Below are 23764 nucleotides of genomic sequence, written 5' to 3'. Positions count from 1 at the left end.
TCGCCGTGGCCCGCGCGGCGGGCTGCTCGCGCTGGTCGGCATCGTCGTCGCGGTCCTGGTGCTGGTGGTGTTCCTGCTGCCGGCGCTGCGCGACGGCGCGCCCGCCGTCCCCGTCGCGCTGGTGGCGTCCGCGGTCATCCTCTACGCGGTGATCTACCTCGCCCACGGGGTGAGCCTGCGGACCAGCGCCGCCCTGCTGGGCACCCTGTCGGCGCTGCTACTGGCCGCCGGATTATCTTGGGCCGCAGTCGATCTGGCCCATCTCACCGGCCTGTCGGACGACCAGAACGGCCAGGTCTCGGCGTATCTGGGCAACGTGTCGATCAGCGGGCTGCTACTTGCCGGGTTCATCATCGGGTCGCTGGGTGTGCTCAACGATGTGACCGTGACGCAGGCGTCGACGGTGTTCGAGCTCGCCCACCTCGGCGGCTCCCGGCGGGCCATCTTCGTGGGCGCCATCCGGGTGGGACGCGACCACATCGCCAGCACGGTCTACACGCTGGTGCTCGCCTACGCCGGCACGTCGCTCCCGTTGCTGCTGCTGTTCAGCGTCTCGAATCGCTCGCTGGGTGACGTGCTGATCAGCGAGAGCGTGGCCATCGAACTCGCCCGCTCCGCGGTCGGCGGCATCGCGCTGGCGCTGTCGGTGCCGTTGACGACGGCCATCGCGGCGGCGCTGGCGACACCCGGCTCAGAGCCGGGCCCGGTCAGCGCCGCTGTTCCAGCAGCCCCAACAGGTAGTCGCCATAACCGGACTTGACCAGGGTCTGCGCACGCTTGGCCAGCTGATCGTCGCTGATCCAGCCCTGCAGCCAGGCGATTTCCTCGGGCACGCTGACCTTCAGCCCCTGCCGCCGTTCCAGCGTGCGGACGTAGTCGCTGGCGTCCAGCAGCGAATCGAAGGTGCCGGTGTCCAGCCACGCCGTCCCGCGGGCCATCACCTCAACCGACAGCCGGCCGCGGTTGAGGTAGATCTGGTTGACCTCGGTGATCTCGTACTCGCCGCGCGCCGATTTCTTCAGGTTCTTGGCGATCTCGATCACGTCGTTGTCGTAGAAGTACAGGCCCGGCACGGCGTATTGGGACTTCGGGGTGGCCGGCTTCTCCTCCAGCGACAGCGCCATGCCGTCGTCGCCGAATTCGACGACACCGTAGGCCGACGGGTTGGCCACCCAGTAGGCGAAAATCGCTCCGCCGCTTATGTTTTGGAAGCGGCTCAGGCTGGTGCCCAGGCCCGGGCCGTAGAAGATGTTGTCCCCCAACACCAAAGCCGCCGAGTCGTTGCCGAGGTGGTCGGCGCCGAGCACGAAAGCCTGTGCCAGGCCCTCGGGTTCGTGCTGCTGGACGTAGCTGAGGTTGATGCCGAATTGCGAGCCGTCACCGAGTAACCGCTCGAAGCCGGCCGCGTCGCGCGGGGTGGTGATCACCAGGATGTCGCGGATGCCGGCCATCATCAGCGTGGACAGCGGGTAGTACACCATCGGCTTGTCGTAGACAGGCAACAACTGCTTGCTGATGCCGATCGTGATCGGATGCAGACGGGTGCCCGACCCGCCGGCCAGGATGATCCCACGCATAAGTGCCTCTCTGTTCGGGCCCTAATTTACGAGGTCGGACTCGGTGAGTTCCGTCGCGGCCAGCGCCGCCGCCAGATCCTCGTGCCGGAAGATCGAGGTGACGTGGTCGTGGACCACCCGGAAGGCCGCGGCGGCGTTCGTCACGGCGCCCTCCGGGGTGGTGACCTTTTGCTCGACGACCACGACGCCGTCGTGCACATACATCCGGCCGGGTTCGGCCGTGCCTTTGCGGGAAAACACCCATTGACGCAGCGCCTCGTGGCCCTGCCCGGCCCCGTGGGCGTCGCCGAATTCGATGTCCTCGCTGGACAAGGCCACCAGGGTTTCCAGGTCGGAGGCGTTGAGGGCGTCGTGCCACGCCAGAACGGTGGCGATCTCCGATGTGCTCATGGTCAGCAAGCTACCGTGTCCGCCAAAGTTATAAAGGAGTACGGTCCAGCCAGTTCTGCCACACGGCGTCGTCCCCGAACAGCTCGATACCGGTGTCGGCCAGCGAGACCCGGCGAACCAGCGCCAGCAACAGCTCGGTGGCGCCGCCGCGCAGCGCCGCGCTGCCCTTGCCGTGCGCGTGCGACCAGGTGATCGCGCCGCCGTCCACACCGATGGTCCATTCGCCGGCGTCGCCCAACCCCGGGTCGGTGGCGTGCAGGTGCAGGGTGCTGCCGACCTCGAGCGGCAGCGGCGCCCCGTCGCTTCCGGCCTGAATCGCCACGCGCTCAAGCCATTCCGTTATCGCGTCGGCCGCGATGTCGGCGCCGAGGGTGAACTCGCTGCCGGTCGCGATCGCGGCGTCGGCGCGGTGCACCGCCGTCTCGTGCAGCCGGCGCCGGACCCACCAGTTCGCCGGGCGCGTCCCGAGGAACGTCCACACCGGGGTTTCCACGCCCGACAACTCGACGGCGTCCACCAGCCACTGCGCGCCGCCGTGCAGCCAGGAGATCGCGTCGGCCGGATCCGGTGGCGGCTTGCCGCCCTCGACGCTGCGGGGATCCAGGTATTCCTGGAGCCGGTCGCGCACGATCTGCGCCGCCCACCGATCGCCGCGCCCGACATGGCGCAGCAGCTGGGTGACGTTCCAGCCCGGGCACGTCGGCACGGGCGTGGACTCGTCGACACCGCGGAAAAGCTCCGCGAAGGCCCGGTTTTCGTTGAGGAACTCGGCGGCGTAGTCCACGCGGCCAGGCTACTCGCCGGCCCCGACCGGCTTGATCCAATGCGGCAAGTCCCCGTTGCGGATAACGTCCGTCGTGGCAGCGACTGATGAAAGGCGGGGGCATGTCGTTTGTGATCGCGGTACCGGAGGCGCTGGGGGCGGCGGCTTCGGATTTGGCTCGCATCGGTGCGACCGTGAGCACCGCCAACGCGGCCGCGGCCGCCCCGACGACGCGGGTGGTGGCCGCGGGCGCCGACGAGGTGTCGGCGGCGGTCGCATCCCTGTTTTCCGACCAGGCGCTGGACTTTCACGCGCTGACTGCTCGGGCGGCGGCGGTTCACGACCAGTTCGTGCAGGCGCTGGGCGGGGGTGCGGCCTCGTATGCCGGCGCCGAGGCCGCCAACGTCCAGCAGACCCTGATGGACGCCATCAACGCGCCCACCGAGGCGCTGTTCGGGCGTCCGCTGGTCGGCAACGGCGCCAACGGGGCCCCGGGAACCGGGCAGAACGGCGGCGACGCCGGAATCCTGATCGGCAACGGCGGGGCCGGCGGTTCGGGCGGGGCCAGCCACCCCAACGGCGGCAACGGCGGCGCCGCCGGGCTGCTCGGCGCGGCCGGCGCGGGCGGCGCGGGCTGGTCGGGTGGCAACGGCGGCAACGGCGGCAACGGCGGGGCCGGCGCGCTGTTCGGCGCCGGCGGCGCCGGCGGTGCCGGCGGGTTCTCGAACGGTTTCGGTGTCAACGGCGGGAACGGCGGCAACGGCGGGACGGGCGGGATCTTCGGCGCCGGCGGCGCCGGCGGCGCGGGCGGGCTCTCGGCCAGCGGCGCCGGCGGCAACGGCGGCGCCGGCGGCAACGGCGGAGTGTTCAGCCTGGCCAGCAATGGCGGGATCGGCGGGCCGACCCAGCCGACGGGCGGCGCGGGAGGGGCCGGCGGCACGGGCGTAACAGCCGGGGGTAATGGCGGGGCCGGCGGGAACGGTGGCCTGCTCGGTGCCGGCGGCGACGGCGGCGCCGGCGGGTTGTTCACGGCAACGGCGGTGACGGCGGCGCCGGCTTCGGCGGCAAATCGGGCCACGGCGGCAATGCCGGCCTGATCGGCAACGGCGGCGCGGGCGGGAACGGCCAGTTCGGCGCGGTCGGCGGTGCCGGCGGCAACGGCGGCACGTTGCTCGGCAACGGCGGACATGGCGGCAACGGGGGACAGTCGGACCTCAACGTTGGCGGTCCCGGCGGTGCCGGCGGCAACGCCGTCGGGTTGTTCGGCCACGGCGGGGACGGCGGCAACGGAGGCCAGAGCGCCACCGCCGCATTCAACGGCGGTCAGGGCGGCCATGGCGGCAACGGTGGGGTCTTCGGCGGCGGCGGTAACGGCGGCAACGGCGGGGTAAGCGTGGGCGGCAAGGCCAACGGCGGCGACGGCGGAAACGCCCAACTCCTCGGCGCCGGCGGCACCGGCGGCAACAGCGCCGGCGCCGGCGCTACTCCCGGGGTGGGCGGCAACGGCGGGCTGCTTCTCGGGATCCCCGGCCCCGACGGGCACGCGGGCCCGTAAGCCGTCAGTCGCTGGCGGGCAGCGGCTTGACCTCTTTGAGCTGCAGGGCGGTCTGACCGATGCTCAGGCTGCCGGCACCGGGCTTCGTCACCAGCACCTCGGCGCCGGTCTCGTCGACGTAGCGCTTGCCCATCACGGTGCCGTCGGAGAACGCCGGGTCGAGCTCGCCGGAGCGCTCGCCGCCGATCGGCACCATCGGCGCGCCACCGCAGCGCAGGTCGTCGAGGCTGTCGGCGCTGCGGACCACGATGATCTGGGTGTCGCACACCTGGCTGGCGAGGCGGGTTCCGTTCTTGATCATTTCGGCGTTCCTAATGTTCGGAGATTTTCGACGATTTCGCGGCGCAGGACCTTGCCGGTGGGTGTGGTCGGCAGCTCGTCGCGAAAGACTACCCGGTCGGGCGTGCGCGACCCGCGCAAACTCTTGCGGACATGCTCGCGCAGCTCCTCGGGGTCGGGATCGATCCCGGCGACCGGCACCACCACCGCCACGATCGCCTGGCCCCACTGCGGATCCTCGACGCCCACCACCGCGACGTCGCGCACGTGGGCGTGCTCGATGAGCACCTCCTCCAGCTCGGCGGGTGCGATGTTCTCCCCGCCGCGGATGATGGTGTCGTCGCTACGCCCGCTGATAAAGAGGTAGCCGTCCTCGTCGAGCAGGGCGACGTCGCGGGTCGGGAACCAGCCGTCGTCGTCGAGCACCGAGCCGATCCCGGTGTAGCGTCCCGACACCTGCTCGCCGCGCACGAACAGCTCGCCGGTCTCCCCCGGCCCCAGCACCGTGCCGTCCTCGCCGCGGATCTGCAGCTCGATGCCGGGCACCGGCCGCCCGACCGAGCCCAGCCGCTTGGCGACGTGGTCGGCCGACGCGGCGTGCGCCTCGCGGTGGTCGTCGGGACCCAGCACCGCGATCGTCGAGCTCGTCTCGGTCAGCCCGTAGGCGTTGACGAAGCCCACGTGCGGCAGCAGTTCGAGCGCCCGGCGCACCAGTGGCAGGCCGACCTTGGATCCGCCGTAGGCCAGGCTGCGCAGCGACGGCAGCTCGTGCCCGCCGCGCTCGAGGACGGTGACGATGCGGTCCAGCATGGTGGGCACCACGGTCGCGGTGGTCACCTTCTCGGCGTCGATCAGCCGCACCCATTCCTCGGCGTCAAAGTTGGGCAGGTAGACCATCTTTCGGCCGGCATACAGGTTCGACAGCGCGGCGCTGACCCCGGCGATGTGGTAGGGCGGCACGCAGATCAGCGCGGCGTCGGCGGGTTCGGCCGACTCGAATTCGACGGTTCCGGTGACGTAACTGGTCAGGTTGTTGTGCGAGAGCTCGACGGCCTTGGGCGCCGACGTGGTGCCCGACGTGAACAGCACGATCGCGACGGACTCCGGGTCGGCAAACTCCGCAGCAGGCTCGCTTTCGCGCGCGGCCGCCAGGAATTCGTCCGACGACATCACCCGCCCCGACGAGTCCCCGATCATGTCGCGGTAGCGGTCGTCGACGATCACCAGCGGCTCGGGCAGCCGCTCGATCAGCGCCTGGATCCCGTCCGCGGAGAGCCGGTAGTTGAGCGGCGTGAAGGCCAACCCGGCGCGCGCGGCGGCGAAGATCAGCACCGGCAGCATCGCGCCGCCGGTACCCACGTAGGCCACGTGCCTGGCACCGGATGCCGCGATGACGCCGGCGCCGCCGTCGGCCAGATCGCTGAGCTGCTGCGTGGTCAGCCGCAACTCGCCAGAGACGACGGCCGTGCGTTCGGGGTTGCTCGACGCAGCCATCTCCAGCAGCAACGAAATGCTCATCCTCGATCCTTCGTGGATCCCCGCCCTTTACAAATCTAGCGGACAGTGTAAGCCATCTAGCTATTGCTACCGGTTCGGGTCCCAGGCCGAGATGCGGGGGATCCAGCGCGGGACGTTGCGCCGGTAGGCGCGGTACTCGTCGCCGTAGCGCCCGGCGAGGTGGGGCTCCTCCCAGAACCAAATGGCCGTCGCCTGGAACGCGAAGAAGATCGCGAACCATGCCAGCAGCGCACCGGACGCGGTCAGGGCCGCCTCGCCCAGCAGGATGCAGAGCACACCGGTGATCATGGGGTTGCGCACGTGGCGGTACGGCCCGCGCACGACCAGGTGCACCGGCTCCCCCATCACCGGCCCGAGCCCGAGGGTCCCCTCGCCCACCCGGTCGAACAGCACGTTCGTCCAGACCATCAGGGCCAGGCCGGCGGCGATCAGCGAGCAGCCGACCACGACCAGTCCCACCGTCAGCGCGACACCGAAGTGCGGCGCCCGCAGGCCGGCCGGAAACACGATCAGCGCCGGGACGACGATCGTCACCGTCACCGGAAAAAGCAGGACCGACATCAGGTGCCGCCACCAGAGCCGTCGTTCGCGCGTGTTCGTCGCCATCGCCTTCTCCTCTCCCGTTATTACTTCAACCATCGTTGAACAAAGTCAGTCTACGCGCCGGCCACGCATAGGTCAACGGTTGTTGAAGTATGCTGACGGGCATGGCGGAGGCGCGGCGGGCGGGCCGGTGGCGGACCGGTCAGCAGAGCAGGAAGCGCATCATCGACGCGGCGCGCGAACGTTTCATGCGCGACGGGTACGAGAAGGCCACGGTCCGCGCGATCGCCGCCGACGCCGGCGTGGACGTCGCGATGGTCTATTACTTCTTCGACAGCAAGGAGGGGCTTTTCACGGCGTCGACGCTGACCGGGCCCGAGCACCCGCTGCACCAGCTGGCCACGCTGCTCGACGAGGGCACCGAGCAGATCGGCCCGCGGCTGGTGCGGCGCTTCCTCGAGCACTGGGAGGAAGGGGCCGTCTTCGAGCCGTTCATGACGCTGTGGCGTTCGGCGGCCATCCACCCCCAGGCGCGAAAGGTGTTGCACGACAGCCTCGCCGGACCGATCGCCGAGCGGGTCGCGGCGGAATTCGGGGTGGCCGACGCCGAACTACGCGTCGAGCTGGTGGCCAGCCACCTGGCCGGGCTCGCGTTCGCCCGCTATCAACTCAAGATCGAGCCGCTGGCGTCCACCAGCATCGACGACTTGGTCGGCTGGCTGGGGCCGACGGTGCAGCGCTACCTGGCCGGTTAGGTGCCGGTCCAGCGCGCCGGGCGCTTCTCCGCGAAGGCGATCGCGCCCTCCTTGGCGTCGTTGGACACGAACACCGGACCGAGGATCTTGTTCTGCTCCTCCCACCGGTTCTCCGGGGTCCAGCCGCGGGACTCGACGATGATGCGCTTGGTGGCGGCCACCGCGAGCGGGCCGTTGGCGGCGATCTTCTCGGCCAGCTCGATGGCGGCGTCCAACGCCTTGCCCGGTTCGGCCAGCACGTTGACCATCCCCAGCTCGTGGGCGCGCTCGGCGGACAGGTTGTCGCCGGTCAGCGCCAGCTCCATCGCGATGGCCGACGGGATGCGCTCGGGCAACCGCAACAGCCCGCCGCCGCCGGCGACCAGCCCCCGCTTGACCTCGGGGATGCCGAAAGCCGAGTCCCGCGAGGCCACGATCAGGTCGGTGGCCAGCGCCAGCTCGGTGCCCCCGGCCAGCGCGTAGCCTTCCACCGCGGCGATGAGCGGCTTGACCGGCGGGCGCTCGGTGAAGCCCATGCCGCGGCCCTCGACGATGGGCACTTCGCCGCGCGCGAAGGCCTTGAGGTCCATGCCCGCGCAGAACGAGCCGCCCGCGCCGGTCACGATTCCCACCGACAGGCCGGTGTCGCCGTCGAGCCGATCCACGGCGTCGGCCAGGCCCCGGGCGACCGCGGCGTTGACCGCGTTCTTGGCCTTTGGCCGGTTGATGGTGATGATCAGGATCCGGTCCCGCTGTTCGACCAGGACTTCGGGTTCGGAATTGGTGGCCTCTTCGCTCACGGTGCCGGACAGCTCCTTCGGGTAGGGGTGGCTGCTTATCCGACCGATGGTAACGGTCGGCCCTCAGGCCGGCGCCATCGCCGCCTCGACGACCGTCAGCTGCTCGGAAAGACCTGCGGCCCTGCGTATTTCGACGAAGTCGGCGACCATGGCCTCGGTCACCTCGTGCGGGTCCTTGAGGGTGGCCCCGTCGGAGAGCACCGAGATGTTGAGCTGATCGACGTAGCTCCACACGGTGATGTTGAGGCCGCTGCCGGCGGTCAGCGGACCCACCGAGTAGATCTCGGTGACCAGCGCGCCGCCCACCCGACCGCGCTCCCGGGGGCCGGGCACGTTGGAGATGTTCAGGTTGAGGACCTTGTTGTGCCCGTCGCGGCCGGCGGCCCACCGGAAGAAGGCCTGGGTGGGTGCGGGCGGCATGTAGGCCGCCCACCGGCTGACCAGCTCGGGCCCCATCAGCTGGTTGCTTTCCTTGGCGGCGATGGCGTTCTCGTGGCTGCACTGGACCCGCTCCAGCGGGTCGTCGGAGTCGGTCGGCAGGCCGACCAGCACGCCGGTGAACCGATTGCCGGAGATGCGCTCCGGCGAGAAGTCGAAGCTCATCGGCACCGACGCGAGCACGGGCACAGCCTGGCCGTCGTAGCGCAGTTGCAGGGTGCGCAGCGCCCCGGTCGCCATCGCCAGCACCATGTCGTTGATGGTCGCGCCGAGCCGCTTACCGGTCTCCTTGACGTCGGCGAGCGCCAGCGTCGCGGTGGCGAACCTGCGCTCCGCGGTGATCTTGTGGTTGATGAAGGTCGGCGGCGGCTCGAACGGCCGGGTCAGTTCCGGGGACAGCTTGCGCGAGCTGCGCCGCACTCGGCCCAGTCCCTCGGCGGTGTAGCGGATCGTCGCGGGGATTCGCCCGAGGTGTCGCAGGTGATCGGCGAACGCCGAACTCATCAGCTGCCGCGGGGTGGGGGCCGGATCCGACTTGTACGCTCGACCCTCGGGCGCCGGCTGGATGTCCATGCCGCGGGCCAGCAGGTTCGCCGAGGCGACGCCGTCGGCGAGCGCGTGGTGGATCTTGCCGACCACCGCGATCCGGTTGTTGGCCAGGCCTTCGATGAAGTACATCTCCCACAGCGGCCGGGTGCGGTCGAGCGGGGTGCTGGCGATCCGCCCGATCGCCTCGTCCAATTCGCGACGGCCGCCGGGCTCTGGCAGCCGCCACGGCCGGATGTGGTATTCGAGGTCGACCTCGCAGTTCTCCCGCCACATCGGGTGGTGGAACTTGAACGGGATTTCGACGAGCTGATAACAGAACGGCTCGAGCTTGTTCAGCCGGCCGGCGAGCACCTGGCGGAAGGCCTCGATGTCGAAGTCACGCCGATCCGGAGCCAGCTCGATCACCGCGGCTTTGATGGTGTGCATGTGCACGTTCGGCGTCTCGCTGTAGAGCAATACCGCGTCCCAGCCGCTGAGCCTTTTCACCGCTGCCCCTTACCCATAGGGGGACATTACCCAGCGGCGGGTCTCTAGATAACCTCTTTGGCGCCGATCTGGATTTTGGTGCGGTAGACCTGGTTGAGGAACAGCGAGGCGGCGTGCGCCGACGCGCCGGCCCGCTCCCCGTCGATGAGGTCGTACCCGTGGCCCGCCCCGGGCAGTTCCAGGTAGCCGACTATCGAATGCGACACGGCGCGCAGCCGTTCGACGAAGCTGCGCGCCTGCTCGACCGGGATGACGCTGTCCTTGCTGCCGTGAATCACCAGGAACGGCGGCGCATTTCGATGCACCCGCGCGATCGGCGACGCGTCGCGGAACACCTCGGGGTGACGGGCGATCGACTTCTTCACGACGACCCGCTCCAGGAAGTCGACGAACCGGACCCGCTCGGGGGTGGAACGGTCCTCCCAGTCGTAGCGGCCGTAGATGCCGACCACGGCGTCCACCGAACTGTCGGCGCCCTCGGGCAGTTCCGCCTGATGCGCGGTGTCGTCGGGGGTCAGTCCCGCCAGCGCGGACAGGTGGCCGCCCGCCGAACAGCCCGCCACCGCAACGAAATTGCGGTCGCCGCCGAACTTGTCGACGTTGGCGCGCGCCCACGCGATGGCGGTCTTGACGTCGGTGATGTGGCGCGGCCAGCGGTGGTGCGGCGCGACGCGGTAGTCGATCGCCAGGCACACCCAGCCCTGCTCGGCCAGCCGGGACATCAGCGCGGAGCCCTGCCCCATGGCCTTGCCGTGCACCCAGGCGCCGCCCGGCACGAAGATGAGGACCGGCGCGGGCTGAGCGGGCAGGTCCTTGCGCCGCCAGACGTCGAGCACCTGCGCGGGATGGTCGCCGTAGTGGACGCCGCGGCGGTACAGGTAGCGGCGCCGGCGCATCGCGTCCCAGATCGGCGGGGTCCGCTCGGCGGTGGGCCAGTCGAGGTCGAGGTCCGCGGCCGCCACGACTCCCCGCAGCGCCGCGACGGAGACCTCTTGGATGCTCTCCCGGTCCTGCCGGCGCGAATCGTTGACGCCGGGGTTCAGCCAATCCTTCCTCAGCGCGGCCAGGGCTTCCGGCGCGTGACGGGCGCCCCAGACGCCCATCGCGGTCAGCGCGCCCAGCGGTTCCAGGCGCTTTCCGACGACCGGCAGCGAAGCGCTCGCCACGCTCAGGGCCAACATGTAGTCGGCGGGACCGGCCCGCAGCAACCACTTCACGCAGGGTGTCATGCGGGGTGCCCTCGCAGTCATGTACGGGACTGTACCCCTGCGCGGACGGCTGAAACTGACGATTCCGTTAGAGAGCGTCGCTCGGCCGGTGCATGATTTGCTGCTGCGATGCTTTTCCCTTTACTGCGGATTGTTGCTATTTGCCATTGACGCGCCGACGGGCCACGGCGAGTCGGGCGGCGTAACACACGGCGCTGACCGCGAACATCGCCGCGGTGAGCAGCAGCCACCTGCCCAGAAACGGCTCCTGGGTTTGCCCGGTGGCGGCCCGGTAGGTCGGGGCGCCCTGCTCGATGATGCCCGGCAGGAAGATCAGCAGCGTCAGTCCGGCACCCAGGGCGGGGACCCGAATGTGGTTGCGGGCGCTGACGTTTCGCTCACGCGACGGGCGGGCCCGCGCGAACAGCGCCCGGTCGGCCAGCGCGTAGAGCGGGAACAGCAACAGGTCGTGGGCGATCACGGCGGCCGCCAGCCAGACGGCGATCGACTGCCACCAGGTGCCGGAGTTCCACAGCGTCGCCGGCTTGAAGGTGGCCAGGACGTAGCCCAGCAGCGCGAACCCGGACAGCATGGTCAGTAGGTGCAGCGGGCCGGATCCGTAGACCGTCCCGAAGCGTCGCGAGAATCCGGACATCTCAGCTCGGCTCGAACTCGATGGAAGCCACCCATTTGGTGTTGTGCACCCCGGGCAGCGCCGGCACGATGATCCGCGCCGGGTAGCCGTGATCCAGTGACAGGTCGGCGCCGTTGACCCGCAGCGCCAGCAGGGCGTCCGGGTCGCGAACCTGGTTGGGCTGCAACGTCGCCTCGCCGAACGCGCCGCCCCGTTGCAGCGACGCCACCCGCGCCGACCGCGCGACGGGCACCCCGACGAGTCGGGCCAGCTCGGCCAGCCGGACCCCGCTCCACGTCTGCAAGGTCGACCAGCCCTCGACGCACGCGATCGGCAGCCGCGCGGTGTGCTGCGCCATCCCGGCCAGCGTGTCCCGGTCCAGCACCACCACCGAGGCCCCGCTGCGCAGGACCAATCGCCAACTCGCGCCGACGCTTTCGGGCGCGATGCCCGCGGCGACGGCGGTCTTGTTGACCGGGAAGTCGTTGCCCCGACCGCGCGGCACCAGCAGGGCGGCGCCGCGCGAGGCCCCGCCGAGGGTCTGACCGGCCGTCAGCACGCCGACGAGCGCCACCCCGGAGCCGACCAGCGCCAGCGCGCCGCGCCGGCTCATCGTCGGTTCGGCCGGGTCGGCGGCCACCAGGCCGTCGGGATCGGGTGCTTCCGGGCGTGTGTCGGCTCGGTTGGTGCGCAACACTTCTCGCAGCGGCAGCGAGCGCAACCCGGTGATCATGCGCGGGATCTTGAGCGTGATGTGCATCAGGAACCCGGCGATGAAGACCCACGCCCCGAAGTAGTGGGCGTCGTAGAAGCTGAACCCGAAGATGTAGTCGTACTGGATGTTCAGCACGCCGGTGACGATCTCGAAGAGCACCCCACCGACCAACATCAGCAACGACAACCGTTCCAGCAGTTGGGCTATCGAGCGGGCCGGCGGCCACACGAACAGCCGCGGGATCACCGACCACAGCTTGGCCAGCACCACCGGGATGATCAGCAGGCCCAGCCCGACGTGCAGACCCTGGGTCAGCCGGTATAACCACGACGGGCGCGTGGGCCAGTCGAATACCGGCAGGCGCAGCCAGCCGACGTCGGCGGGGATCGCCTGGCCGAGCCGCGGCCCGTAGGCGATGTAGGACAGCAGCCCGGTGAGGATGACGATCGGCAGGACGATCAGCAGCACCAGCCCGAACACCGATGTCAGCCACGGGCCGCGCAGCGGGCTCCGAAAACGGCCGAGGCGCTCCGCGCCCGGCGGTGGGTGCCGGTCCAGCACGCGCCACAGCCCGCCGGGAAACCCGTAGTCGCTCACCGGGCGGCCAGGTTCGCGATGACCCGGCCGCCGATCAGCCGGACGCCGGTCAGCGTCAGGCCGACCTGCGCGGCCAGCGTCGCGGCGCTGTCGACACCGACCGTCGCCCACCGGAACCACGGCCCCACGTCGCGGTCCGTCTCCAGACGCACCCAGCGCGGACGGATCCCGACGGCGTCCGTCTCGAACTCGGCCACGCAGCGCCCCCCGCGGCCCAGCAGCTCGGCGGCGCGGGCCAGGATCCGCCGCGGGTCACCGCCCAGCCCGACGTTGCCGTCGACCAGCAGAACCGTCTGCCAGCAACCCGTCCCGGGCAGCGGCTCGAACACGTCGCCCAGCAGCGCGGGCGCGCCGCCGCGGCCCGCCAGGCGGATCGCCGCCGCCGACCGGTCGATGCCGAGCGCGGGTATCCCCCGCTGGATCAGCCTGGCGACCAGCCGCCCCGGCCCGCATCCCAGCTCGATCGTCGGCCCGGCGCACATCTGCGTCACCGCCTCGTCGAAGACGTCGTCGCAGGCATCGCGCGGCGGGCTGTCCGGACATCGCTCGCCCAGCCATCGATGCGCCGGCAGCGGGCGAACCTCGCCGTCCTCGTGCCGGACCCAACATCTCTCGCCACCGAGCGCCCGATCGTAAAGATGCCCCAGCATGCCACGCCTCTCGCATCGTTCGCGACCGGGCGAACCGGACGCGCCTCGGCCCCGGTGGGGGATGTTTTTGGGATACGCCAGCGTTTCGATCAACCGGATCGATACCCCGATCCGCGATCGGCTAACCGCATGGTTCACGCGGGTTATTCGGCGCCGAAACCGACGCGGACGGGTCTAGGACGAAACTGCGTCGAACAAGAACTCGTCCAGCAGCCGGTTCACCCGGGCCGGGTCTTCCAGCGCGGCCAGGTGCGCGACGCCGTCGAGCACGGTGAACGACGCGCCTGGGATCGAGTCCGCCATGGCCCGGGTTTCCGCCACCGGGAAGGTGGCGTCCTCGGCGCCGGCGACCACCAGCACCGGGGCGGCCACGCGAGCCAGCAGGGCGTGTTGGTCCGGCCGGTCGGGCACCACGCTGCGGACCGCCCAGCGGACCGAATCGACGTCCACGGCGCGCAGGTTCGCAAGGACCGTTTCGACCACCTCCGGCCGGCCACGCAGCGACGTCGGACCGAGAAAGCCGCGCACCGCCGGCCGCGTCAGCGGCGGCCGGATGCCGCCCAGCGCCGTCGCGATCCGCAACATGGCGGCAAATCGAACCCTTTGCACGACACCGGCTTTCGATGCCGTGCAGTTCATCAAGACGGCGCGGTCCAGACGCTCGGGATGGCGGGCGGCGAACGTGGCGCCGATCATCCCGCCCCACGAGTTTCCGACGAAGTGGGCCTTGTCGATGCCGAGCCCGTCCAGCAGGTCGACGACGCAGCGCGCGCAGTCGGCGAAGCTGAACGCCGCGTGCAGGGGCGCGCTGCCGCCGTGGCCGGGCGGGTCGATGAGCACCAGGCGGTTTGTCTGACCGAAGCGCGCGGCCTGGCCGGCCCAGAGGTCACCGGTCATCAGCAGGCTGGGCCACATCAGCACCGCGGGCCCGGTGCCGGGGCTGACTCGGATGCGGATCGTGCCCAGCGCGGTATCGACCAGCCGCGACGCCAGCTCGCTCACTTCGCCAGCCTATGCCGCCCGCGGTTTACCTCAAGCCGGGTGGGGGACGCCGCTTTCCAGGCGCAGCCGGATCGTTCCGGCATCGTCGGCGCGCACGGGATACGCGGCGACCCCCGCACCGCCGTTACTGACCTCGCATCCGGTTTGCAGGTCGTAGGTGTAGCCGTGCAATGGGCAGACGACGACCCTGGCATCGCTGAGCCCGTCGGCCAGCGGGCCCCCGCGGTGCGGGCACACGGCGTCGATCGCCCGCAGCGAGCCGTCACGCAGGCGGAAGACGGCGATCTGCCTGCCCTGGACCGCGTAGGCGCGGCCCCCGCCCAGCGGGATGTCGTCCACGTCGCCCAACGTCACCTCGGTCATCGCACCGGCACCTGCGGCAGCGGGATCAGCGGGAGGGACGACTGGAACTGGTTGGGCGCGGGACGGTTTCGGCTCTCTCCCCATGGGTCGCGGTAGGAATCGACCGATTTCTGCATGCGCGCGTCGAGGTCGGCGCCGATGCCGTCGCTGTCCTCGACCACCACCTGCCGGATCCGTTCGATGCCCAGCCGCGGCACGAAGGTGTAGGTGCGCTCGAGCCAGCCGGCGTTCTCCCGGTAGTACTGCAGGAACCGGCCGGTGAGCGCGATGACCTCTTCCGGGGTGTCCACGGTCGCCAGCAGGTCGCCCTTGCGGACGTGCGCGCCGGCCGCGCCGCCGACGTAGATCTGCCATTGCCCGCCGTCGATGGCCACGACGCCCAGGTCCTTGCACAGCGCCTCGGCGCAGTTGCGCGGGCACCCGGTCACCGCCAGCTTCATCTTGGCCGGACTCGGGATGCCCTGGAAGCGCTCCTCGATTGCGATGCCCAACGCCGTCGAGTCGCCCAATCCGTAGCGGCAGAAGTCGCTTCCCACACAGGTTTTCACGGTCCGGAAGCTCTTGCCGTACGCGTACCCCGACGGCATCCCGAGGTCGGCCCACACCGACGGCAGGTCCTCCTTGCGCACCCCGAGCAGGTCGATGCGTTGGCCGCCGGTCAGCTTGATCATCGGGATCTGATACTTGTCGGCGACGTCGGCAATCTTGCGCAGCTGCTCCGAGCTCGTCACGCCGCCCTTGAGCTGCGGCACCACCGAGAAGGTGCCGTCGCGCTGGATGTTGGCGTGCACGCGGTCGTTGATGAACCGGCCGTCGGGTTCGTCGACGAACTCGTCGCCCCACATCATGTGCAGCAGCGAGGCGAGCGCCATCTTCGACCCGGCGTCCTCGCGGCCGTCCGGCGCCAGCGCGGCGAACACCGACGCCACCGAGTGCAGCTCGAGTTCGCGGATCTTGGCCATCAACTCCGGCTTTTCATAGGGGACGCCCGGGACGTACCAATTGGCTTCCGCGCCTTGGGAAACCGTGACCCCGGTTTCCGAGGCCGCCCATTCGACGACCTGGGCGACGAGGCCCTTGCACGACCCGCAGCCCTTGCCCGCGCGGGTCGCCGACATGACGCCCTCGACCGAGGCCTGGCCGTCCTTGACGCAGCGCACGATCGCGGCCTTGCTCACCCCGTTGCAGTTGCACACCTGGGCGTCGTCCGCCAATTCGGCGGCGCCCGTGGCCGCGTCCGGGGTACCGAGGTCGAACATCAGCGAGACCCGCTCGGGCGGCAGCGGAAGCCGGCGGTCGAAGGCCTGCATCAGGAACGCCACCTTGCTGACGTCGCCGACCAGCGTCGCCCCGATCAGCTTGTCGTCGCGCACCACCACGGTCTTGTACACGCCGCGCCTGGGCTCGGAGTACTGGACGAACTCGTCGTCGTCGCGCTCGGGCGTCTTCACCCCCATCGCCGCCACGTCGACGCCGGCCACCTTCAGCTTGGTGGCGGTGCGTGAACCATGGTATGCCGCAGCGGGATTGGTGCCGGTCAGGTGGTCGGCCAGCACGCCGGCCTGCTCCCACAGCGGTGCGACCAGCCCGTAGACCTGTCCGCGGTGCTGCGCGCACTCGCCCACCACATAGATGTCGTCGTCGTCGACCGAGCGCATGTGGTCGTCGACGACGATGGCGCGTTCCACGGTCAGGCCGGCGCGCATGGCCAACCCGACGTTGGGCCGGATGCCGGCGGCCATCACCAGCATGTCGCACGGCAGCGTGCTGCCATCGTCGAATTCGATGGCCGACGGCAGGCCGCCCTCGGTCAGCATCCTGATCGTCCGCTTGCCGGTGTGCACCTCGATGCCCAGCGCCTCGACCAGGCGCCGCAGGATGGCGCTGCCCTGGTCGTCGAGCTGGGCGTTCATCAACGCCGGGCCGCCCTGCACCACGCCGACCTGCAGGCCCCGGTTCTGCAGGCCCCGCGCGGCCTCCAGGCCGAGCAGCCCACCGCCGATAACCGCTGCCCTGCTTCGCCCTTCGGCGAACCGGATCATCGCGCGGCAATCGTCGATCGTCCGGAATCCGAACACGCCCGGCGCCAGCGTCTTGTTGTCCTGCCAGATGCCGTCGACCGGCGGGAAGAACGCCCGGCTGCCGGTGGCCAGCAGCAGCTTGTCGTAGCGCACCGTCGTGCCGTCGTCGGCGTGCACCAGGTGCGCGAACGGATCGATGCGCACCACCCGCACCCCGGCGCGCAGGTCGATGTGGTTCTCGGCGTACCAGTCCAGCGGGTTGAGGTAGATCTCCCCGGCGTCGTCGGAACCGGCCAGCACGTTGGACAGCAGGATCCGGTTGTAGTTGCCGTAGGGTTCGTCCCCGAAAACGGTGATCGCAAATTGCTCTGCGCCGCCGCGGGCGAGGATCTCCTCCAGCGCGCGTGCGCCCGCCATGCCGTTGCCGACCACCACCAGGCTGGCCAGGGCGGCGGGGCTGTGGCCGTTGGTTTCGGGCTCTACCAATGTCGTCATGGAACCCCCTGCCGCGCTCTAGATTTCGACGAGGCCGATGTCGACGAACACGGTGCCGCTCAGCCCGTCGGGGGCGGCGACGAACACCTCGACGACGGTGTCGACGATCAGGTCTTCGACGACCCGAAGGGGCACGTGCACGGCGTCCTTGGCCCCGATCGGGAAGTAGCGCATCGGCGCGCCGTCGCGCATCAGCACGATGGTGACCAGCTCGTCGGTGCTGTTGCCGCCGCGGAAGTAGACCGGCTGGGTGATCGCCCCGGCCGGCACGACGTAGCGCAGCGACGCGTCCAGCAGGGACGGCGACTCGTACCCCTTGCCGTCGAAGGTGAACGCTCCCTGTAGGAATCGAGGGGTGCTGCCATCACTCATGTCTCATCTCCTTCCGGTGTATCGGATTTCGCGGCGTTGGACACCGAGACCGCGCAGACTTTGAACGACGGCATCCGCGAATGCGGGTCCAGGGCCGGGTTGGTCAGCCGGTTGATGCTGGCCGCGCCGCCCCAGTGGAACGGCGCGAACACGGTGTCGGGGCGGATGCCGTCGTTCATCCGCGCCGTCATCACGACCTCGCCCCGGCGCGTCTTCAGCCGCACCTTGTCGCCGCTGCCGACGCCAACGCGGCTGCCCAACGTCGGGTGAAGCTCGACCACCGGCTCGGGCTCCGCCTCGGCAAGTTTTGCGACCCTGCGCGTTTGGGTCCCCGATTGGTACTGGCTCGACACGCGGCCGGTGGTGAGGTGGTACGGGAATTCGTCATCCGGGACCTCGGCGGCGCCGGGTTGTTCGACGGGATGGAAGTGGGCCCGGCGGTCGGGTGTCGGGAAGTCCTCGACGAACAGTCGCGGGGTGTCGGGGTATAACGGCGACGGGCAGGGCCAGAACACGCCGTTGTCGGCGGCGATGCGTTCGTAGCTGATCCCCCGGTAGTCGGCCTTTCCGCCCTGGCTCGCACGGGTCAGCTCCTCGAAGACCTCCCGCGGGTCGGCCGAGAATCCGTGTACCCCCAGGCGCTTCGCCAGGTCGGCCATCACGTCGAGGTCGCTGCGCGCCTCGTCGGGCGGCGTCAGAGCGGCCCGACGCAGGATCACCCGGCCCTCCAGGTTGGTCATAGTGCCCGACTCTTCGGCCCACTGGGTGGTGGGTAGCACCACATCGGCCAGCGCCGCGGTCTCGGACAGGAAGATGTCGGACACCACCAGGAAGTCGAGCTCGCCCATCTTCTCGGCAACGTGCAGCGAGTTGGGCGCCGAGACAACGATGTTGGAGGCCAGCACCCACAGCGCCCGCACCCCGGCCGGAGCGCCGATGCCGCCGAGCATCTCGTAGGCCGACTGGCCGGACGACGGCAGGTCGGCCGGGTTGACACCCCATATCCGCGCGACGTGGGCGCGCGCGTCGGGGTCGTCGAGCCGGCGGTAGCCGGGCAGCTGGTCGCATTTTTGCCCGTGTTCGCGGCCGCCTTGGCCGTTGCCCTGGCCGGTGATCGTCGCGAACCCGCTGTAGGGGCGCCCCGGCAAGCCCAGCGCCAGCGCGAGATTGATGAAAGCCTGCACCGTGTCGGTGCCCGAGCTGTGTTGCTCGGCCCCGCGCGCGGTCAGGATCATCGCCCGGTCGGCCCCCGCCAGCATCCGCGCCGCTGCCACGATGTCGGCCTCGGGCACGCCGGTGATCCGTTCCGCCCGATCGGGCCAGTACAGCCGCACCGCGCGGCGCACCGCCTCGAACCCGGTGGTCCGCTCGGCGACATATTCGTCGTCGATAAGCCCCTCGCGGGCAATGACATTGAGCATTCCGTTGGCCAGGGCCAGGTCGGTTCCGGGGACGGGCTGCAGGTGCAGGTCGGCGCGAGCTGCGGTGGCGGTGCGGCGCGGGTCGACGACGATGTGCTTGGCGCCGCGGGCGCGGCCCGCATCGAAATATTGCATCGCCGGGGGCATCGTTTCGGCGGGGTTACCGCCGACGAGGAGGATGACGTCGGCCTCCGCGATGTCGGCGAGCGGAAAGGGCAACCCGCGGTCGATGCCGAACGACCTGTTCGACGCCGCGGCCGCCGAGGACATGCAGAACCGGCCGTTGTAGTCGATCGCCGAGGTGCGCAGCGCGACCCGCGCGAACTTGCCGAGCTGGTAGGCCTTTTCGTTGGTCAGGCCCCCGCCGCCGAAACATCCGACCGCGTCGGGGCCATACTGCTGCTGCGTCTTCTGGAAGGCCGCGACGATCCGTTCCAGCGCCTCATTCCAGGTCGCCCCGCGCAGCGGGGCGCCGCGCGCGTCGCGAACCAGCGGTCGCCGCAGCCGTTCCGGATGCCCGAGCAGTTCGGCCGCGGTCCAGCCTTTCGCGCACAATCCGCCCCGATTGGTCGGGAAGTCGCCTTGCGGCGCAAGCACGGGCGGCTTCGAGGGCCCCGCGGACACGTCGAGCGTGATCCCGCACTGCAACGAACAGTACGGGCAATGTGTTTTCGTCGGCGTCGGCGCCATCGGCGATCACCGCTTAGCTGGTAAGCCGGCGCGGATTCGGCCGGCTCGGCTGGATGTACCCCCCATGTCGCCTCCCGATCGGCGCTTACGATCTCGAAGTTACGTGGCGCGTGTTTCGGAGGTATTTCCCCCGATTGTCCGGACGACTACCGCGCGCTCACGGCCCCGGCTGCGTCGCTGCGTTCGCCTCGGTGATACTGGGCCGGTGCCGAACGACGACGTTCACCCCGACCTGCGCCGCACCGCCCGCTTCGCCCCACGGCATCTGATCGGTCCGCGGAGCCTGCCGATCATGCGGGCCCTGGGCGGCCTGCGCGAGCGCCGGCGCAAACCCGGCCCGTCCGATGTCGAGGCGATCACCCTGGGATCGGGCGCCGGCGTCCGGCTGTTCCGTACCCCCGGTGCGACGGAAGCTTCCCCCGCGTTGCTGTGGATTCACGGCGGCGGGTACGTGATCGGCAACGCCCAGCAGGACGACTGGCTGTGCCGCCGCTTCAGCAGGAGGCTGGGCATGACGGTCGCGTCGGTGGAATACCGCCTGGCGCCCGAACATCCGTATCCCGCGCCGCTGGAGGACTGCTATTCGGCGCTCACCTGGCTCGCCGGCCTGCCCGCGGTGGACCGCCACCGGGTCGCGATCGCCGGCGCCAGTGCGGGCGGTGGCCTGGCGGCGGCGCTGGCGCTGCTGGCCCGGGACCGCGGCGAGGTGAGCCCGGCGTTCCAGGTGTTGGCGTACCCGATGCTGGACGACCGAAGTTCGGCCGGCGGCCCAAGCCCGAACCACCGCCTCTGGAGCGCGCGCAGCAACCGGTTCGGCTGGACCGCCTACCTCGGCGGCGCCGACCCGCGCGTCGCCGTGCCGGGCCGCCGCGACGACCTCAGCGGGTTGCCGCCGGCGTGGATCGGCGTCGGCACGCACGACCTGTTTCACGACGAGGACCTGGCCTACGCCCGGCGCCTGGTCGACGCGGGGGTGCCGTGTCAGGTCGAGGTGGTTCCCGGCGCGTTCCACGGCTTCGATGTGGTGGCACGCAAAACTTCGGTGGCGCGACAGTTTTTCGAGAGCCAGTGCGAAAGTCTGCGCGCCGCGCTCGCCCCGGCCGCCTGAGCGCCGGTCACATGGCGAAGTAGACGAGTTCGCCGCCGATGACGGTGGCCGCCACCATGCCGGCGTCCAGCTCGGCCAGTGCCGTCTCGGGCGGCTCGGTCAGCACGCAAAGATCGCCCGGCTGACCGGTTTCGACCGACCGCGGCCGGCCCGGATCGTCGGGCCGGCCCAAGAACATCGTCAAAGCCGTTCGCGCCGGGACGCATTCGTTCCCGTTGAGTACGGCGCCGCTGGGCGTGGTGCGGTACACCGCGGCCCGCATCGCCGTCCACGGGTCGCCGTGGCCGAACGGCATGTCGGTGGACAACGCCACCGGCACGGCCGCGTCGAGCAGGGACGCCACCCGCCACAGCTGCGGATGCTCGGCGGCGGGGACATCGGCGAGGTATTGGTCGCCGCGCTCGGCCACGAAGTTGGGCTGTGTCACCACGGTTACGCCGAGGTCGGCCAGGTCGGCCAGGTTGTCGTCGGGCACCACCGCGGCGTGCTCGATGCGATCCAGCGGATGGCTACCGGCGGCGCGCAGGGCCGCGATCGTAACCACCAGTTGGGCCGCCGTGACGCAGTGCACGGCGACCGGGCGGCCCTCCCCGTGCCGGTCGGCGATCCAGGCCGTCAGGGCGTCCAGGTCCAGGCGGTCGTCGTGCAGGATCTTCTTGCCCGGCGCCAAAAAGCTTGGCCGAGGCCGGAACTCGCCGCGGCGGTGCGCGACCAACAGCGCGACCATGTCGTCGGCACCCAGGTCGGGGGTGGCGTCGGTGACCCCGGTGACGCCGGTCGCGGTGATGCGGCGGCTGAGCTCGGCCAGGTCGGTTTCGCGCTGCGCCAGCGCGTCCGACCAGCCCCGGTCCGCGCTGCGCAGGCGGCCGTCGGGGTGGTCGGGCAGGCCGACCCGGCCCAGCGCCTCGGAGTTGAGGATCCACAGCGCGCCGCTGCGGTGCTGGATGCGCACCGGAATGTCGCGCACGACGGCGTCGAGGGCCGTGCGGTCGAGCTCGCCGGCGACGGACTCGTGGTAGCCGACGGCGCGAATCCACCCGTCCGGGCCCGGCGTCGCGTTCGAAAGCAGTTGCGTCAGCTGGTCTTTGGTGCTGACCCCGGGCGGCCCGACGAAGAACGAATCCAGCGCCGACGCGGCCGAGCGCAGGTGCACATGGTGGTCGTGCAGACCGGGCAGGACCGTTCCGCCGCCGGCGTACAGCACGCCCTCCCCCTCGCCGGCGACCAGGCCGTCGCCCATCTCCTCGATCTGCGCGCCGACGCGGATGTCGACCGTTCGGCCGTCCAGCAACGTGGCGCGGTGAATCAGCATGATGGGCAGCGCCTTTCGGAGACCATGCGGCGCACGGCAGCGTTGTCGGCGCCGAGTTGGGCCGCCGGGCGGCGGACCGCCGGTGGCCGCGGTGGCGGCGCCGGGTACGGTGCGCCCGACTCCTCGGTCGGCAACGCCGCATGGGTCGCGGCGACCGCGGCCATGGACACGTGGATCAGCTCCCCGCCGCCCCGGCACAGCGATTCGAGCACCACGAGCGCCGCCTCCAGCCCGGTCAGCGGGTCGGCGATGGCGTCACCGCAGAACACCGGCCCACCGGCTGCGGTACCCACCAGGCCGCCGGCCACCGCGGCGTCGTCGCCGAACGCGGGCCTGGCGTCGTCATATCCGCTGATGCGCAACCAGATTCGGCCCGCCCGCGGGGCGACGTCCTGCGGTCCGAGCCCCCGCCGTGCCAGTGCCGCGGGCCGCGAGCCCTCGATCACGATGTCGGCCACGGCGAGCAGCTCGCGCAGCTCGCCGGCGTGGTCGTCGAAATCCACGCAGTAAGACAGCTTTTCGCCGTTCATCCAGTCGTAGAAGGCCGGGTTTCCGCCTCGGGTGCCGTCCGGGCGGCGCGGGCTTTCCACCTTGACGACGGTCGCCCCGCCGCGTGCCAACAGCTGCCCGCACAGCGGTCCCGCCCACATCGAGGACAGATCGACCACCAGCAGGCCCGCCAGCTCGCGCGGCTGCGCCCGGTAGCCCAGGTGCAGCACCCGCGGCGACGCGGCGGCGACCTCGCCGAGCGCGGCCGCCGGAATGTCGAGCAGCCCCGCCCGTTCGACGACCGCGGACACCGGACGCGTTGCGGCCCAGCGCTGCAGCCCCGGCCACGGATCGGCCAGGGCCTCGTCGGTCTCCAGGAACGCGGGCACGGCGGCGACGTCGTCGGGGCGCGACAGCGTGATCGCGCACCAGCCGTCCCGGGCCGGCAGCAACCGGCTGGCACCCCCGGCGGACACCCGGCCGCGGCGCGTCAACCCGAGCAGGGCCGCCCGACCCGCCAGCAGGCCGGCCGGGTCGATGGGGACGCCCGTCCCGCGGCGGATGGCCGTGGCCACCTCCTCGGCGCGGGCCAGCACGTTGGCCCTGGAGAAGTCGGGCGGCCCGTCGGGCAGGCCGGTCAGGCAGGCCAGCCCGCTGCTGCCCCAGCTTGACGACGCCGATGTCACGCCCACCATTGTGCGCGCGGCCGGGGCGCGCGACTCAGAAATGCAGCGCGTCGAACCGCCAGTCCAGCACCGGCCGGTCGGGCTCGCCCTCCGCATCGGCGACGGCGTAGACCACCGATCGCAGCCCCAGCACCCCGCCGTGCCCGGTCGGCCGCGCGGTCTCGACGTGCAGTTCGCTGTAGAGGGTGTCGCCCTCGTGCACCGGACCGGTGTGATCGCAGGACTGCCAACCCAGGACCGTCGCGAGGTTGGGCAGCAGCCTGCTGGCCTGCGCGAGCGCCAGCCCGATGGTGTGTCCGCCGTACACCAGCCGGCGCCCGCCGACCCGCGAATCGTGGTGTGTGGCAGCGATGTTCAGGGTGAGCCGGG

22 protein-coding genes and 2 pseudogenes are annotated in these 23764 nt (G+C 70.8%); 4 read left to right on the top strand and 20 right to left on the bottom strand.

The window, feature by feature from the left end:
- The coding region (locus tag A9X00_RS27315) for a YibE/F family protein (protein WP_197515285.1) at nucleotides 1-760 on the top strand (760 nt) is incomplete at its 5' end.
- On the opposite strand, the gene rfbA is transcribed toward A9X00_RS27315, so the two are convergent.
- From rfbA to A9X00_RS27300, 3 genes are read right to left on the bottom strand one after another with little or no spacing between them, the layout of a single operon-like run.
- Entirely contained in the window at nucleotides 708-1577 is an 870-nt protein-coding gene (rfbA, locus tag A9X00_RS27310) for a glucose-1-phosphate thymidylyltransferase RfbA (protein ID WP_067160884.1), read from the bottom strand. The genes A9X00_RS27315 and rfbA overlap by 53 nt on opposite strands.
- A gap of 21 nt (nucleotides 1578-1598) precedes the next feature.
- A complete protein-coding gene (locus tag A9X00_RS27305) occupies nucleotides 1599-1967 on the bottom strand; it encodes a nuclear transport factor 2 family protein (protein WP_067160881.1) in 369 nt (122 codons plus the stop codon).
- Between the two features lie 28 nt (nucleotides 1968-1995).
- Complete coding sequence (locus tag A9X00_RS27300) at nucleotides 1996-2751, bottom strand: maleylpyruvate isomerase family mycothiol-dependent enzyme (RefSeq protein WP_067160878.1); 756 nt, start codon at nucleotides 2749-2751, stop codon at nucleotides 1996-1998.
- Between the two features lie 101 nt (nucleotides 2752-2852).
- Here A9X00_RS27300 and A9X00_RS27295 point away from each other — a divergent pair.
- Nucleotides 2853-4261, top strand: a pseudogene (locus A9X00_RS27295) (PE family protein); the annotation flags it as partial.
- A gap of 28 nt (nucleotides 4262-4289) precedes the next feature.
- Here the strand turns inward: A9X00_RS27295 and A9X00_RS27290 are convergent.
- From A9X00_RS27290 to A9X00_RS27280, 3 genes are all read right to left on the bottom strand, one after another.
- A complete protein-coding gene (locus tag A9X00_RS27290; RefSeq protein WP_067160875.1) occupies nucleotides 4290-4586 on the bottom strand; it encodes a hypothetical protein in 297 nt (98 codons plus the stop codon).
- Nucleotides 4583-6082, bottom strand: coding sequence for a class I adenylate-forming enzyme family protein (locus tag A9X00_RS27285; protein ID WP_067160872.1), 1500 nt, complete (start codon nucleotides 6080-6082; stop codon nucleotides 4583-4585). The genes A9X00_RS27290 and A9X00_RS27285 overlap by 4 nt, the downstream gene beginning before the upstream one ends.
- Nucleotides 6083-6148: 66 nt before the next feature.
- Entirely contained in the window at nucleotides 6149-6688 is a 540-nt protein-coding gene (locus A9X00_RS27280; protein ID WP_067160870.1) for an isoprenylcysteine carboxylmethyltransferase family protein, read from the bottom strand.
- Nucleotides 6689-6789: 101 nt separating this feature from the next.
- On the opposite strand from A9X00_RS27280, the gene A9X00_RS27275 reads away from it, so the two are divergent.
- Nucleotides 6790-7380, top strand: a complete 591-nt coding sequence (locus A9X00_RS27275; protein ID WP_067160892.1) for a TetR family transcriptional regulator — start codon at nucleotides 6790-6792, stop codon at nucleotides 7378-7380.
- Here A9X00_RS27275 and A9X00_RS27270 read toward each other — a convergent pair.
- The 11 genes from A9X00_RS27270 to A9X00_RS27220 all read right to left on the bottom strand — a co-directional run bounded on the left by A9X00_RS27270 (nucleotide 7377) and on the right by A9X00_RS27220 (nucleotide 19800).
- A complete protein-coding gene (locus tag A9X00_RS27270) occupies nucleotides 7377-8159 on the bottom strand; it encodes a crotonase/enoyl-CoA hydratase family protein (RefSeq protein WP_067160867.1) in 783 nt (260 codons plus the stop codon). The two genes, A9X00_RS27275 and A9X00_RS27270, sit on opposite strands and share 4 nt — an antisense overlap.
- 63 nt (nucleotides 8160-8222) lie before the next feature.
- Entirely contained in the window at nucleotides 8223-9632 is a 1410-nt protein-coding gene (locus tag A9X00_RS27265) for a wax ester/triacylglycerol synthase family O-acyltransferase (RefSeq protein ID WP_067160864.1), read from the bottom strand.
- A gap of 44 nt (nucleotides 9633-9676) precedes the next feature.
- Complete coding sequence (locus A9X00_RS27260; protein ID WP_067160861.1) at nucleotides 9677-10882, bottom strand: alpha/beta hydrolase; 1206 nt, start codon at nucleotides 10880-10882, stop codon at nucleotides 9677-9679.
- 115 nt (nucleotides 10883-10997) lie between these two features.
- Complete coding sequence (locus A9X00_RS27255) at nucleotides 10998-11495, bottom strand: hypothetical protein (protein WP_067160858.1); 498 nt, start codon at nucleotides 11493-11495, stop codon at nucleotides 10998-11000.
- 1 nt (nucleotide 11496) lies between these two features.
- Nucleotides 11497-12786, bottom strand: a complete 1290-nt coding sequence (locus tag A9X00_RS27250; RefSeq protein WP_082975560.1) for a molybdopterin-dependent oxidoreductase — start codon at nucleotides 12784-12786, stop codon at nucleotides 11497-11499.
- Nucleotides 12783-13436, bottom strand: a complete 654-nt coding sequence (locus tag A9X00_RS27245; protein ID WP_067160855.1) for an SAM-dependent methyltransferase — start codon at nucleotides 13434-13436, stop codon at nucleotides 12783-12785. Before A9X00_RS27245 ends, A9X00_RS27250 begins: the two co-directional genes overlap by 4 nt.
- A gap of 174 nt (nucleotides 13437-13610) precedes the next feature.
- Complete coding sequence (locus A9X00_RS27240) at nucleotides 13611-14351, bottom strand: alpha/beta fold hydrolase (RefSeq protein WP_067160887.1); 741 nt, start codon at nucleotides 14349-14351, stop codon at nucleotides 13611-13613.
- Nucleotides 14352-14468: 117 nt separating this feature from the next.
- Complete coding sequence (locus A9X00_RS27235; RefSeq protein ID WP_067160852.1) at nucleotides 14469-14801, bottom strand: Rieske 2Fe-2S domain-containing protein; 333 nt, start codon at nucleotides 14799-14801, stop codon at nucleotides 14469-14471.
- Entirely contained in the window at nucleotides 14798-17317 is a 2520-nt protein-coding gene (nirB, locus tag A9X00_RS27230; RefSeq protein WP_067160849.1) for a nitrite reductase large subunit NirB, read from the bottom strand. Before nirB ends, A9X00_RS27235 begins: the two co-directional genes overlap by 4 nt.
- An 18-nt stretch (nucleotides 17318-17335) precedes the next feature.
- Nucleotides 17336-17689, bottom strand: coding sequence for a molybdopterin oxidoreductase (locus tag A9X00_RS31555; RefSeq protein WP_067160846.1), 354 nt, complete (start codon nucleotides 17687-17689; stop codon nucleotides 17336-17338).
- On the bottom strand, nucleotides 17686-19800 hold the full coding sequence (locus tag A9X00_RS27220; protein ID WP_067160843.1) for a molybdopterin oxidoreductase family protein: 2115 nt from the start codon (nucleotides 19798-19800) through the stop codon (nucleotides 17686-17688). Before A9X00_RS27220 ends, A9X00_RS31555 begins: the two co-directional genes overlap by 4 nt.
- 205 nt (nucleotides 19801-20005) lie before the next feature.
- On the opposite strand from A9X00_RS27220, the gene A9X00_RS27215 reads away from it, so the two are divergent.
- A complete protein-coding gene (locus A9X00_RS27215; RefSeq protein ID WP_067160840.1) occupies nucleotides 20006-20908 on the top strand; it encodes an alpha/beta hydrolase in 903 nt (300 codons plus the stop codon).
- Between the two features lie 7 nt (nucleotides 20909-20915).
- On the opposite strand, the gene A9X00_RS27210 is transcribed toward A9X00_RS27215, so the two are convergent.
- The 3 genes and pseudogenes from A9X00_RS27210 to A9X00_RS27200 form a co-directional block, all read right to left on the bottom strand.
- On the bottom strand, nucleotides 20916-22220 hold the full coding sequence (locus A9X00_RS27210; RefSeq protein ID WP_067160837.1) for an amidohydrolase family protein: 1305 nt from the start codon (nucleotides 22218-22220) through the stop codon (nucleotides 20916-20918).
- Nucleotides 22214-23404 carry a CoA transferase gene (locus A9X00_RS27205; protein WP_067160834.1) on the bottom strand — a complete coding sequence of 397 codons (1191 nt, stop codon included), beginning with the start codon at nucleotides 23402-23404 and terminating at the stop codon, nucleotides 22214-22216. Before A9X00_RS27205 ends, A9X00_RS27210 begins: the two co-directional genes overlap by 7 nt.
- A 25-nt stretch (nucleotides 23405-23429) precedes the next feature.
- A pseudogene (locus A9X00_RS27200) lies at nucleotides 23430-23764 on the bottom strand (acyl dehydratase); the annotation flags it as partial.

It is taken from the genome of Mycobacterium sp. 1245805.9 (assembly GCF_001672915.1).
GTDB lineage: Bacteria > Actinomycetota > Actinomycetes > Mycobacteriales > Mycobacteriaceae > Mycobacterium.
This window is presented reverse-complemented; position numbering and strand designations above follow the sequence as displayed.

Coding starts and splice junctions, on each gene's coding strand:
- A9X00_RS27260 (WP_067160861.1), bottom strand. CDS start 10,882: ATGACTGCGAGGGCACCCCGCATGACACCCTGCGTGAAGTGGTTGCTG.
- A9X00_RS27290 (WP_067160875.1), bottom strand. CDS start 4,586: ATGATCAAGAACGGAACCCGCCTCGCCAGCCAGGTGTGCGACACCCAG.
- A9X00_RS27255 (WP_067160858.1), bottom strand. CDS start 11,495: ATGTCCGGATTCTCGCGACGCTTCGGGACGGTCTACGGATCCGGCCCG.
- nirB (WP_067160849.1), bottom strand. CDS start 17,317: ATGACGACATTGGTAGAGCCCGAAACCAACGGCCACAGCCCCGCCGCC.
- A9X00_RS31555 (WP_067160846.1), bottom strand. CDS start 17,689: ATGAGTGATGGCAGCACCCCTCGATTCCTACAGGGAGCGTTCACCTTC.
- A9X00_RS27245 (WP_067160855.1), bottom strand. CDS start 13,436: ATGCTGGGGCATCTTTACGATCGGGCGCTCGGTGGCGAGAGATGTTGG.
- A9X00_RS27275 (WP_067160892.1), top strand. CDS start 6,790: ATGGCGGAGGCGCGGCGGGCGGGCCGGTGGCGGACCGGTCAGCAGAGC.
- A9X00_RS27280 (WP_067160870.1), bottom strand. CDS start 6,688: ATGGCGACGAACACGCGCGAACGACGGCTCTGGTGGCGGCACCTGATG.
- A9X00_RS27285 (WP_067160872.1), bottom strand. CDS start 6,082: ATGAGCATTTCGTTGCTGCTGGAGATGGCTGCGTCGAGCAACCCCGAA.
- rfbA (WP_067160884.1), bottom strand. CDS start 1,577: ATGCGTGGGATCATCCTGGCCGGCGGGTCGGGCACCCGTCTGCATCCG.
- A9X00_RS27210 (WP_067160837.1), bottom strand. CDS start 22,220: ATGCTGATTCACCGCGCCACGTTGCTGGACGGCCGAACGGTCGACATC.
- A9X00_RS27305 (WP_067160881.1), bottom strand. CDS start 1,967: ATGAGCACATCGGAGATCGCCACCGTTCTGGCGTGGCACGACGCCCTC.
- A9X00_RS27220 (WP_067160843.1), bottom strand. CDS start 19,800: ATGGCGCCGACGCCGACGAAAACACATTGCCCGTACTGTTCGTTGCAG.
- A9X00_RS27205 (WP_067160834.1), bottom strand. CDS start 23,404: ATGGTGGGCGTGACATCGGCGTCGTCAAGCTGGGGCAGCAGCGGGCTG.
- A9X00_RS27240 (WP_067160887.1), bottom strand. CDS start 14,351: ATGTGGCCCAGCCTGCTGATGACCGGTGACCTCTGGGCCGGCCAGGCC.
- A9X00_RS27235 (WP_067160852.1), bottom strand. CDS start 14,801: ATGACCGAGGTGACGTTGGGCGACGTGGACGACATCCCGCTGGGCGGG.